The organism is Nostoc sp., assembly GCF_036918015.1.
Classification (GTDB): domain Bacteria; phylum Cyanobacteriota; class Cyanobacteriia; order Cyanobacteriales; family Nostocaceae; genus Nostoc.
Map to the genome: position 1 here is coordinate 196,369 of NZ_JBALEO010000074.1, position 12,841 is coordinate 209,209.

General features: G+C 41.9%; 10 protein-coding genes. 6 read left to right on the forward strand and 4 right to left on the reverse strand.

Annotation, left to right across the window (positions count from 1 at the left end; translation table 11 throughout):
• Positions 1 to 151: 151 nt before the first annotated feature.
• Complete coding sequence (locus tag V7K61_RS21185) at positions 152 to 679, reverse strand: gamma carbonic anhydrase family protein (RefSeq protein ID WP_335056222.1); 528 nt, start codon at positions 677 to 679, stop codon at positions 152 to 154.
• A gap of 242 nt (positions 680 to 921) precedes the next feature.
• Between V7K61_RS21185 and V7K61_RS21190 the strand changes: the two genes are divergently transcribed.
• From V7K61_RS21190 to map, 5 genes are all read left to right on the forward strand, one after another.
• Positions 922 to 1,437, forward strand: coding sequence for a TIGR02652 family protein (locus V7K61_RS21190; protein WP_442936344.1), 516 nt, complete (start codon positions 922 to 924; stop codon positions 1,435 to 1,437).
• 155 nt (positions 1,438 to 1,592) lie between these two features.
• Positions 1,593 to 2,036, forward strand: a complete 444-nt coding sequence (locus V7K61_RS21195; RefSeq protein WP_335056226.1) for a VOC family protein — start codon at positions 1,593 to 1,595, stop codon at positions 2,034 to 2,036.
• Between the two features lie 142 nt (positions 2,037 to 2,178).
• Positions 2,179 to 5,103, forward strand: coding sequence for a M16 family metallopeptidase (locus V7K61_RS21200; protein WP_335056228.1), 2,925 nt, complete (start codon positions 2,179 to 2,181; stop codon positions 5,101 to 5,103).
• Positions 5,104 to 5,207: 104 nt separating this feature from the next.
• Entirely contained in the window at positions 5,208 to 5,732 is a 525-nt protein-coding gene (locus V7K61_RS21205; RefSeq protein WP_335056230.1) for a plastocyanin/azurin family copper-binding protein, read from the forward strand.
• Between the two features lie 207 nt (positions 5,733 to 5,939).
• A complete protein-coding gene (map, locus tag V7K61_RS21210; RefSeq protein WP_335056232.1) occupies positions 5,940 to 6,767 on the forward strand; it encodes a type I methionyl aminopeptidase in 828 nt (275 codons plus the stop codon).
• A 248-nt stretch (positions 6,768 to 7,015) separates the two neighbouring features.
• Here the strand turns inward: map and V7K61_RS21215 are convergent, their stop codons facing one another.
• Positions 7,016 to 8,494, reverse strand: a complete 1,479-nt coding sequence (locus V7K61_RS21215; RefSeq protein WP_335056234.1) for a hypothetical protein — start codon at positions 8,492 to 8,494, stop codon at positions 7,016 to 7,018.
• Between the two features lie 208 nt (positions 8,495 to 8,702).
• Here V7K61_RS21215 and V7K61_RS21220 point away from each other — a divergent pair, with 208 nt between their 5' ends.
• Complete coding sequence (locus V7K61_RS21220; RefSeq protein WP_335056236.1) at positions 8,703 to 10,100, forward strand: amidase; 1,398 nt, start codon at positions 8,703 to 8,705, stop codon at positions 10,098 to 10,100.
• Between the two features lie 56 nt (positions 10,101 to 10,156).
• On the opposite strand, the gene V7K61_RS21225 is transcribed toward V7K61_RS21220, so the two are convergent.
• Positions 10,157 to 11,200, reverse strand: a complete 1,044-nt coding sequence (locus V7K61_RS21225) for a 1,9-bis(guanidino)-5-aza-nonane synthase (protein ID WP_335056238.1) — start codon at positions 11,198 to 11,200, stop codon at positions 10,157 to 10,159.
• Between the two features lie 247 nt (positions 11,201 to 11,447).
• Positions 11,448 to 12,698: an ornithine--oxo-acid transaminase gene (gene rocD / locus V7K61_RS21230; protein ID WP_335056240.1), complete on the reverse strand. Its 1,251-nt coding sequence runs from the start codon at positions 12,696 to 12,698 to the stop codon at positions 11,448 to 11,450.
• Between the last annotated feature and the right edge of the window lie 143 nt (positions 12,699 to 12,841).

A 12,841-nucleotide genomic window follows, 5' to 3' on the forward strand; every position in this document is an offset into this window, starting at 1 on the left:
GCGCAGCCTCTCGTAGAGAAGTATTGGGCATAAGAGGCAGAGGTGCAAAGGGGCAGAGGGGAAAAACTTACTACAACTTCTTTTCTTCTCTGCTCCCCTGCTCCCCTGCTCCCCTGCTCCCCTGCTCCCCTGCTCCCCCACTCCCAACTCCCTAAGACTTGCTAAAGCCGATATCAGTACCTTTACCAGCATGAACTAAAGCTAACTTTTGGTAACGTTTAGCGTGTTCAATCAGTTCTGCGGCTTCAACATCTGTTACTTGGCGTAACACTTTACCTGGAATACCGACAACTAGGGACAAAGGCGGTACATTTTTAGTTATCACTGCGCCAGCACCAATAATGCTACCAGCGCCCACTCGTACCCCGTCTAAAATCACTGCGCCAATGCCAATCAAACTTCCACGCTCAATGTAAGCAGAATGTACCACAGCACGATGCCCTACGGTAACATGATCTTCTAAAATTGTTGGAAAACCAGCATCACCATGTAAAATTGCACCATCCTGAATATTTGTGCATTCGCCAATTTCAATCCGTTCTACATCTCCCCTCACCACTGCTCCATACCAAATGCTCACTCCTGTTGCTATATTTACCGAACCCATAACAACAGCATTGCCCGCAATGAAGGCAGCTTGAGAAAAATCAGGAGATGTCCAGTAAGAAGCGGTAGACACGATAGAATATGAATATGGTACCCAGGAACACTGGAGAAACTCCAACCTTTGAGGCTGGTTGCACAACCAGGATATCACAGCGTCAAGCCTCTACGCTGAGGAAAACACTAGTGAACAATGTTCCTGCCGCAACACAGTGTCTATGCAGCAGTGAGCAAGTAACTCAAAGTGGTTGAACCGAAGTGTATAATCCAACCCACTAGTGCTGGTGAAGACAAAATTATGTTTGTACGCACTTCATGATGAATCCAGGTTTGCAGTACCCGATGTTTGGGCCGGAAATACAGTGTCCCCATTGTCGCCAGACTATTCCGGCGCTGACACTCACAGATACCTATTTGTGTCCGCGTCATGGCGCGTTTGAAGCTAATCCTAAAAATGGAGAGTTAATCCATTTGCAATCGGGGCGTCATTGGCGGAGGTGGAATAATGAATGGTATAGACAACATACTCATCCTGATGGTATTCGCTTTGAAATTCACGAAGCATTAGATAAGCTCTATACCCAAGGCTTTCGAGCAACACGAGTGATTATTGCTCGACGCTATCAGGAATTGATGAGTGGCTATTTAGAACGCAGCACGCCTTGGCGTTCTGGACAACCAGAAGCTACTGCTGCGCGTTTGTACGGTTTACCCGTGGAGTTTAGCCCCGATACCGATACTTCAGAAGATGACTGTTGGGAAGTGATTAATTTTGACTTGGAAAAAGAGCCTGGTGTCCCTGTACGCTACCCTTATTTCAGGTTGTTTGAGTAATGGTCAATAATTAGTGCTGAGTGCTGAGTGCTGAGTGCTGAGTTCTGAGGGAGAAGAAGTTTTAATTGCACTCAATTAAAAAGTTTTTCATCCTTAGAATTTAAGTTTAAGGTCTTACTCAGCACTCGTTACTCAGCACTCAGCACTACTGTCTTATGCACCACGCTTCTATTCGGACTGCGAATATTCATCGAGCGATCGCTTTCTACGAACTTTTAGGGTTTACAATCTCAGAACGCTTTACCACAGGCTACACCCTAGCTTGCTGGATGGAAGGATTGGGCGGCAGAATCGAACTGATCCAAATTCCCGAACCAAAACCAGCCCCAGATGCCTTTGCTGATGAGCATTATGTAGGGTATTATCATCTCTCGTTCGATTTAACTGAGATTACACCAGATTTACCTAGCTGGTTGACAAGTTTACAAGAACGTGTTTCAGTAACTGCTGAGAGTCAACCCGAAGGATTAGAACCGTTGAAGGTGCTTTTAGAACCGACACAACAGCAAATAGGCGATCGCATTTACGAAGTAGCTTTCATCGCCGATACTGATGGCTTACCTCTGGAATTCATTCGGGTTTTAGCAAAACTCCCATAATTTAGCTTTTTTATTAGCTTTGTTGCTAATATATTGTTTTTCTGTATTGTTACTGAAGTCACAGATTTTTTTACCAGATTAAAGTGTAGTCACTCACAGAAATAACTATGTAACTTAATTTACAGATAAATCTGCTAAATACATGGATGGATTTTCCAAATTTTATTCTAAATTTTATAAATATCCCTTGCCGTTATTACTTTTAAGTTTATGGCTAGTAGCTGTTTTTTTGTTGAGCGATCGACCTGCTCATAGCCAACATCCAGTTATATCTACTAACAAAGAAAAATATCAGTCAACCTTGCTAGCAAAAAGAATAATGCCCTCAACACTGACAGAAAATGTCCGCAAGACAGTGCTGGAGAATGGTTTAACTGTCCTGACAAAGGAAGTGCATACTGCGCCAGTGGTGACGGTGCAGGTGTGGTACAAGGTTGGCTCGCGTAACGAAGAACCGGGCGTGAATGGCATTGCCCACCAGTTGGAACACATGATGTTTAAAGGCACTCGAAATCGTCCAATTCAATTTGGACGTTTGTTTAGTGCTTTAGGTAGTGATTCTAATGCTTTCACTAGCTATGACCAAACTGCATATTACGGTACTGTGGAACGAAACAAGCTGAAAGCGCTCTTGGTGCTGGAAGCAGACAGAATGCGAAATTCCCAAATTGAGCCAGAGCAATTAGCCAGTGAAAAGCGGGTAGTAATTTCCGAGTTGCAGGGTTACGAAAATAGTCCAGAATATCGCCTCAACCGCGCCGTTATGCAAGCGGTGTTTCCGAATCATGCTTATGGGTTGCCTGTAGGTGGTACTAAAGCTGATGTCGAGAAATTTGAAGTTGAGCAGGTAGAAAAATATTACCGCAATTTTTACAGTCCCGATAATGCTGTCTTAGTGATTGTTGGAGATTTTCAAACTGCAAACACTCTGGAAACAATTAAAGAGGTGTTTGGCAAATTACCGAGGCAGGAGGCAGGGGGCAGGGGGCAGGAGGCAGGAGTTATTTCTCCCTCATCTCCATCACTCAGCACTCAACACTCAACACTCAACACTCAGCACTCAGCACGGGCTAAACGCCCCGCTACCGCTAACAGCACTCAGCACTCAACACTCAGCACTCCCATCGTATTGCGAGAACCGGGAGCAGGGCGGCTGTTACAAGTTGTGTATCCGCTACCCGATGCAAATCAACCGGATATCCCGGCGCTGGATGTGATGGATTACATCTTGACAGAGGGACGGAATTCTAGACTTTATCAGGCATTGGTGGAATCAGGTTTAGCTAGTGAAGTTACAGCATCCGTCACCAGTTTGCGAGAATCTGGCTGGTATGAAGTGTTGGTAACGGCTGGAGCTAAACAAGATTTGAAAAAAATTGACTCAATGTTGAGTAGTGCGATCGCTAATGTAGCAGAAAAAGGTGTGACATCTGAGGAAGTAGAACGAGCCAAAACTCAATTAGCAGCAGATGTAATTTTGAGTAACCGTGATATCACTTCTCAAGCAATGCGATTGGGCACTGATGAGACAACTGTTGGTGATTATCGCTACACAGACCGCTATTTGGCAGCTGTTCGTTTGGTGAAGCCGACGGATGTTGTTGCTGTCATTAACAAATACTTGACAAAAGAAGCGCGGACAGTAGGCTTTTTTGAACCAACCCAGAAGCGGATAACAGAAGTTCCTGACAAACCACACTCAGCCCAAACTACAGAAAATTTCTCTCCTGGGGTACCCGTGCTTTTTTCTGAGGTGATAAAGTACTTACCACCTGTGGATTTGGCTACAGATGCGATTGCCCAAGTCTTACCCCAGGAATTTAAATTGACTAACGGATTGCGGATATTACTGTTACCCGATCGGAGTACTCCCACCGTTACCTTAAGCGGTTATATTCAAGCTGGGACGGAATTCGATCCAGAGAATAAAGCTGGATTGGCTGCTTTTGTGGCAGATAATTTGCTAAATGGTACTAAGAGCAAGGATGTTTTAAGTATTGCTAAAGTCTTAGGAGAACGAGGGGCAAGTCTAGATTTTCAAACCTACCGCGAAGGTGTGCATATCGAAGGTGATAGTTTAGCAGATGATTTGCCGATACTCCTGGAGATATTAGCAGATGTTGTTAAAAATAGTAACTTCCCAGTCAAAGAGTTAGAACTGCATCGCCAACAAACTTTAACTGATTTGCAACAGGAATTAGATGAGCCATCAGAAGTAGCCAGAAGAGTATTTGTTCAGTCAATTTATCCGAAAAAACACCCCTTACATACCTTCCCCACAGAGGAGAGTTTACAGCAGATTCAGCGCCGGGATGTGATTGATTTCAAAACTAAACATTATCGTCCAGATACAACAGTGCTAGCGCTGGTGGGAGATTTCGATCTAGACAAAGTGCGATCGCTGATAAAAAATAAGTTTGGTGATTGGGAAGTTAGCGGAAAAGCACCCACATTAAAATATCCCCCGGTGGCAATGCCCCAGAAAATCGTCAGTGTCAACCCAGTTTTACCAGATAAAGCCCAAGCTGTAACTTATATGGGTTACACAGGTATTAACCGTTACGATCCTCGATTTCATGCAGCCCTAGTATTGAACCAGATTTTGGGAGGCGATACCTTATCTAGTAGACTAGGTGCAGAAGTGCGCGATCGCCAAGGTTTAAGCTATGGAATTTATAGCTCCTTCCAAGCCGGGAAGAATGTAGGGACATTTTTGATTGAGATGCAGACTAGTCCTGAAGATAGCAGTAAAGCGATCGCTAGTACCCGCCAGATGCTACAGCAAATCCATCAACAAGGTGTAACTGCACTGGAAGTAGACACAGCTAAACGCACCCTCATCAGCAACTACAACGTTTCCCTGGCAAACCCAGAGGAATTAACAGATAGAATTCTGATGAATGAGGTGTATGGACTAGATAAAGTAGAATTGCACTCCTTCACTGATAAAATCCAGAAAGTCACCCTTGCCGAAGTTAATCAAGCGGCTCGTGAGTTACTCCACCCAGATCGAATCGTAGTCGTTACTGCTGGGCCATCTGTGTTAGCAGAAAAAAGTATTAGGTAGAGATAAGGCACTGGGCATGGATAATATAAAGAATAGGTAAAGTGGTTTTTCCCGCTACCTATTAGTTATTCCTGCTCATCAGCATTGCCTTTTGAGAATTAGTGATGAAAATTTATAACTGTTTTTACGAAATTGTAATTAAATCCCTTAGTTTCACAATTCCTAGTTTGGTAAAAATATTACGGCGTAACTACGTGATATTAACATTGCTTCTAGCTCTAAATTTCATCGCTGCTACTCCAGCAATGGCGGCGAATAAGTCTTTTGATTTGCTCAAGCAACCAGCCACAGAAATTACAGTAAGCTTGGGTAATGCGGCTAACGAACTCAAGTTTGAGCCAAATAATTTGGAATTTGAGGCTGGTAAACGTTATCAACTACAGCTTAATAATCCCAGCCAGCTGAAGCACTATTTTACCGCTAAAGATTTTGCCGATGGCATCTGGACACAAAAAGTCCAAGTAGGGAAAGTAGAAATCAAAGGAGCCATTCACGAACTAGAACTCAAACCCGGTGCTGAAGCCGAATGGGTATTTGTCCCCCTAAAATCTGGTACTTATGGCTTACGTTGTACAATACCGGGACATACAGAAGCAGGTATGACTGGAGAGATTGCCATCAAAAATTAAAAATAATTGAGCTAAATACAACATTTAATTAAGGTGATTAAATTCTCTGCGTACCTATGCGCTTAAATTTGAAACCTCAATTCATCACAATTTTAGACCAAACTACACTAACTCCCATAGTGTTAAATTATAGATATTATTTCTCAATTAATCTAGAGAAAGCATTCATACTTCAGCGTCAAAGCCACCAGTAATTATTAATTTACCATGAACATTTTCAGTAACTTACTTTCTCAAGCTACTCAACCAGCACCAGCGAAAAAACAGCGCCGAGGAATTGAAATTAAATCGCCGCGTGAAATTGAAATCATGCGGCAATCATCGGCAATTGTCGCAACTGTCCTAAAAGAAATTGCCGAGCGAGTAAAGCCAGGAATGACCACGGCTGATTTGGATACTTATGCAGAAAAACGTATCCGCGAAATGGGTGCAACACCGAGTTTTAAAGGATATCACGGTTTTCCAGGTTCTATCTGTTCCAGTATTAATAATGAAGCAGTACATGGAATTCCAAGCCCCAAGAAAGTGATTCGCGTCGGCGATGTATTAAAAGTAGATACAGGCGCTTATTTCCAAGGTTTTCATGGTGATTCTTGCATTTCAATTGCTGTCGGTGAAGTGACGCAAGAAGCTGCTAAATTAATTCGTGTAGCCGAAGAAGCTTTATATAAAGGCATTGAGCAAGTAAAGGCTGGTGTATACCTGCTTGACTTAGCTGGAGCAATTGAAGATCATGTTAAATCTAACGGTTTTAGTATAGTTGAAGAGTTTACTGGACACGGTGTCGGTCGTAACCTGCATGAAGAACCTTCAGTATTCAACTATCGCACTCGTGAGATGCCAAATGTTAAACTCCGGGCGGGGATGACGCTAGCAATTGAGCCAATTTTAAACGCGGGTTCTAGACACACGCGGACATTATCAGACCGTTGGACAGCAGTTACTATGGATAATTCTTTGTCGGCTCAGTTTGAGCATACAGTTTTGGTAACTGAGACTGGTTATGAGATTTTGACTGACCGTTCTAAGGTGTAATTGTCAGTTGTAATTATCTGTTGTTGAGAGAGGTAAAGCGTTGAAAAAGGACGATTTACCTCTTTACTTTTTTAACGCAATTTGTCAAATATTCAATAACTGCTATATAGTAATCCTATCTAATACCAATTCAATTAATGATTGCAACACATCCTTGGGTAAAGACGCGATGAATCGCGTCTCTACAAATGGTCTATTTGTCGCATTCTTTTTTCAAATTGGTATAATTTTTCACAAACACAAATGATTTAGGACTGCTGATTAGTTGCCGCATAATTAGTTTTATAAATAGAAAGCATCTCTTTAGCCTGTATAGAGACAGACGTACTGTCTGGAATAGCTTCTAATAAATTAATTGCTTGCTGCCATTTATCATGTGCTTGCTTTCGCCTTAGTTGTGAATGAGGTGAATTTTGGACAAATAAATTAGCTTCTGTTGCTAACTTGTGGGCTGATTCTAAGTTTTCTAGAGCTTTCTTTTCAATTAGCACTCTTTGGCTGATAGATTTATAGTTAATTTGATAGTAAGCTAATTTCTTCTTTGCCCGGTCATAAACTGATGTTTTAGCAGGAATTTTATCTAATAAAATTATTGCCTGATACCATTTAGTTTCTGCTTGTTGCCAGACTTTTAGAGGATGCGGTGGCTTTTGAACCAGAGAAGCAGCTTCCATACCAAGTTTTTGAGCAGATTTAAAGTTGCTGATGGCTCCGCCATCGTCTGCGACGAACGCACTTCCTTCTTGAGTTAAACTTAGACTTTGTTCTCTAATTTTCAAAGCACCAAAAGTTAAGATTAATAAACTTGAGGCGATAATCAAAGCTGAACGTACTATTTTGGGTGTTGAAAACTTTGTTAATATTCCTACTTCCTGGTTACTAATTGCTTCTCTACTAGTTTCCTGTTCAATCTTTTTCAGGGCTTCTTCTCCCTGTAGACTTAAAGTATCACCTTGAATAATTAAAGCAGCAATTTGCTCTTGGAAATAATCACAATCATTGAGAATATCTGTCAATTCTTGAAATTTTCCCTCACTCGATATGATTAATTCGTGGTCATCATCTAACCACTCTAAAGCGAAACCAGATTTACCATAAAAAGCTGAGACACCTAATAAAATATTTAATAAACTGCGACTATTTTTAATAGTATCGAAAATATAATTTAGTTTTTGCTGTAACTGTAATAGTTGTTTTTGATAATCTCTAATTTTTTCAATTTGATGTCGTAAAATCTTAGCTTTACCCAAAGCTAAGTCAATTTTTAAGCTGTCATTAAGTGTTTGAAATTCATTTGATATACTTAAATTAATAATGTCAGAATTTAGTTGATTTACTAATTTAAGATCGCTAAGAATATCAGTGGCTATTGCTTGTAAAAAATAATTCCATTCAATCCAAGCATCAATTTTTAATTGTAAATCAGCCAATGAAATTTTAGTTTCTGAATTTCCAAATTTTTCTGCGATCGCTGGATCTACTAATCCAACACTAGGTAAAAATAAACTAGCTACCGTACCTATTCTAGGAAGTGTAGCGATCGCAGAATTATTGATCCGATCGAATCTCAATTCCTGAGCGATTAATTTTTTAATATTTCGTAGCTGTTCTTGAGCATTATTAATTAGGATAATTTGTTCCATGATTTGATTAGAATCGCCAATAGTCAGTTTTAAATTCTGAATTAGTGTTGGCAATTCACTCACAAGTATTTCTAGGTTAGCCATAAATACCCCTTGGGGATTTGTCGAAAGTTTATGCGGAACAATTAAAATGGCTTGAGTAAGAATACAACCACACCTATTGCATCTGAGCATCCTAAATGAGTCACAAATCTTAGGAGCTATAAAATGTATAGTTCCCGGAAATCCTGCTAAAGTAACAATTTCAGTTTAAAAATCCCAGAGAAAGACAAAATTACCCATTCACTAACCTATGAATGAAGTTGATTTAGCATTTACCCCAGCACTAGAGTTGGCGCAATTAATTCGTCGCCGGGAAATATCACCGCTAGAGTTGGTAGAAGTATATTTAGAACGGACTGGGCAATTAAATCCCCAATTAGGAAGTTATTTTACGGTGACGGCAGAATTAGCGATCGCAGATGCCAAAGCTAAAACAGAATTATTAACAACTACCTCAGAACTACCGCCATTTTTTGGCGTGCCGATTTCCATTAAAGACCTCAATGCTGTAGCAGGTGTCACCTGTACTTACGGAAATCCGGCATTACTGAATAATATTCCTAACTATGATGATGGGGTTGTGACAAGGATTAAGCAAGCTGGATTTACTATTCTCGGTAAAACAGCCACTTCCGAATTAGGTTCTTTTCCCTACAGTGAGCCTGCGGGTTTTCCCCCAGCCAGAAATCCGTGGAATTTAGAATACACCCCTGGCGGTTCCAGTGGTGGCGCGGCGGCGGCGGTAGCAGCGGGATTGTGTGCGATCGCTCAAGGTTCTGATGGCGGTGGTTCAATTCGGGGGCCTGCGGCTTGTTGTGGTTTGGTGGGACTCAAACCATCCAGAGGTAGGGTGAGTAAAGCACCCGTAGGCGAACGCCTAGCTGGAATTGCCGTCAACGGCCCCATCGCCCGGACTGTCGCTGATGCTGCTGCCCTTTTGGATGCCATATCTGGTTACATGACAGGCGATCCTTACTGGTTGCCAGATCCCGAACCATCATTTCTTGCCGCCACTCAGACAAAACTTGGTGCTTTGCGAATTGCCTTTGACACTAGTATTTCTCCTTTGGGAGAAGCTGACGCGAACTGTCAGCAAGGTGTCCGCCAAACAGTCCAGTTATTAGAACAACTCGGCCACCACGTTGAACAGAAATCCCCGGATTTCAGTGCTTTAGTTGAACCCTTTCAAATCGTCTGGCAAGCTGGGGTAGCGGCGGCGGGACTTCCGGTTGAAGCCTTGCAACCATTGAATCGCTGGCTATTTGCACGCACCGGTTCCGTTGCCCAGTACCTCCAAGCAGTTTCTCAAATGCAGGTAGTGGCACGGCAGATTGTGGCGTTTTTCGATACCGTGGATGTGCTGGTATTGCCAGTTTATTTACATTCACCCATCCGCGTTGGGGAATGGGCTTCGCTGAGTCCAGAAGAGACATTCCAAAATATTATTGAGTGGGTTGCCCCTTGTCCGCCTGCGAATGCAACTGGACAACCTGCGATCGCAATTCCTGTCGGCTTTGATAGTAAGGGTTTACCCATCAGTGTGCAGCTAATTGGTAAACCTGCCGCTGAAGCCACAATTATCAGCCTAGCAGCACAACTAGAAGCGGCTAACCCTTGGATTCATCATCGTCCAGCCTTGGTAATATAGGGCAATATGGGTCGATCGCCTTCTTGTAGAGGGGACAAAAAAGCCCCCTCAAATTGCTATACAGTCACTACCTTGGGTTGAGGTTTAGTGAATAACTCAGCTAAACGATGTGGTTGGCGATCGCGCCAGTTCCCCTTATGATACGCATACCCCGCGATTAACGGGAACGCCACAGTCGCCTCAGAAAACACCATCTGTTCAGTAGCTTTATCCACCTTCCCCCAAGAATGCGCTTCTTTGAGAGTAGAACCAGATAAAGCCCCATCCCGCTCATCGGCGACGGTGACTTGAATTGTATACTTGTGCATACTCGTCTCAAACCCCAGCATTTCCGCAGCTACCACCGTATCCTGGGCGAAGTTTTTTGGTACACCACCACCAATCATCACCAATCCAGTGTAGTTGGAAGCCAGTTTGCACTGCGTCAACTCCCGGAAGTCTCGTACTGAGTCAATGGTTAAATGAGATTCTGGAGAATTCCATTGGTGATGGACAAGCCCAAACCCAGCCGAACAGTCACTAAAAGCAGGGACAAAAATTGGTACTTGGTGTTGATAAGCAGCTTGCACTACAGATTGACCATAGTTACCCCGACGTTCTAAATAAACCGCCATCTGCTCAATAAATTCCCGTGAAGAATAGGGACGCTTCTCTAAATTCTCGGCGATTTCTGCGATCGTCATGTCACACACCCGCAGTTGATCTTCATCAATGTAGGTGTCATATATGCGGTCTATCCGTTGCTGTCTTAGCACTTCATCATCAGCAAAGGGGTCGCCAACATAATGACGATAACCTAATGCTTCAAAGAAATCTTGATCAACAATGTTAGCGCCGGTAGACACGATCGCATCTACCATATTGTGAGTAATTAAATCGTGGACTATTCCCTTGAGTCCAGCACTAAATAAAGACCCAGCTAAACACAGAATAATCGTACATTCTTTATCTTGCAGCATTGCGTCATAAATTTTTGCTGCCCGTCCCAAATTTCGACCTTGGAAAGCTGTTTTACCCATAGCTTCCACTAAGCCAACAACATCGAAAGCTTTGATGTCAATTGGTTGCACAGTCTGTTGCAAAAGTTCTTCACGATTCATGGTAGATTGTCCTTTTTGAAAATAAAAGTCATACGGTCTGCATAACGACTAGAAGGCAAGTCTTGCCAATGTACTAGGCGCTTCGCAGTGGTCGTACCAGGACAAACCAGGATCTGATTGCCGTCTTTTATTTAACTTGACGTGCAATTCCCAGATACTCATGAGTTGGATGAAACGATTGTTCAATTTTGCTATTAATGACTTTTTAAACACTACAATTCACCCATCATACTCAATTTACTCCAAACTAACAAGTAGTTGTCAAAACTAGCTCAATTTTCTCCAATGCCCAATCTATTTCATCTAGGGAAATAACCAAGGGTGGAGCAAAACGAATGACATTATCTCTAGTTTTTTTGGCTAATAATCCCTCTTTAGCTAAGGCTTTACAAAAACGTCTAGCACCACCCGCTTCGGGGTGCAATTCCATGCCAATTAATAAGCCTTTACCACGCACTTCCTTAATATATGAACTCTCAATTGATTGTAATTTTTCTATAAAATATTCCCCCAGTTTTAAGGCTTTTTCTGGTAACTTTTCTTCTATAAGAACATCCAGTGCTGCAATGCCAATAGCAGCAGCTAAGGGATTTCCGCCAAAGGTACTACCATGATCTCCTGGTTGAAATACATCCATCACTTCGTCAGTAGAAATAAACGCAGAAATGGGATAAAATCCACCAGATAAAGCTTTTCCTACAGTTATGCCATCTGGCTTAACATTCTCATATTGATGGGCAAACATTTTACCTGTTCTTCCCAACCCAGTTTGAATTTCATCAAAAACCAGTAATACATGATGATGGCGACAGATTTGTTCTGCTTGCTTTAAAAACCCATGAGGAGGAACAATAATACCTCCTTCACCCTGAATTGGTTCTACTAAAAATGCAGCAGTGTTAGGAGTAATTGCTTTTTCTAACGCTTGGGCATCACCAAAAGGGATAACTTTAAACCCACTCGTCAAAGGCCCAAATCCATCTTGATATTGTTCTTCTGTAGAGAAACTGATTAAACTAATAGTGCGTCCCGAAAAATTATTACTACAAACAATAATTTCTGCTTGATTTTCTGGTACACCTTTTACTTTATAAGCCCATTTCCGAATAGCTTTGATAGCCGTCTCTACAGCTTCGGCTCCCGAATTCATGGGTAGCACTTTAGGTAAACCAGAAATCTCAGAAAGCTTCTCATAAAATCTTCCCAATTGGTCATTGCGAAAAGCCCTGGAAGTTAGTGTAACTTTCTGAGCTTGCTCAATCATGGCTGCAAGAATTTTGGGATGACAATGACCTTGATTTAATGCTGAGTAAGCTGAAAGAAAGTCTAGGTATTTTTTACCTTCTATATCCCATATCCACACTCCTTGTCCTTTAGTGATGACTACATCTAAAGGATGATAATTATCAGCCCCATATTGCTGTTCTAGTTCAATATAATCCTGGGTATTCATAGTATTGAGGTTGGGAATTCCCAGAGTTACGTTTGTTGCTTGCATATTTACTCCTGACAGCTTTGAGGGGTTGAAATAAAACTAAAAAATATCTGAAATACTACCAGTCGAATGAAACATTCAACTGGTATAATCTGAATTTGAAAACATCCAGCTTCGTTGTTTGTTATAGAATTTAAAATTCCAGC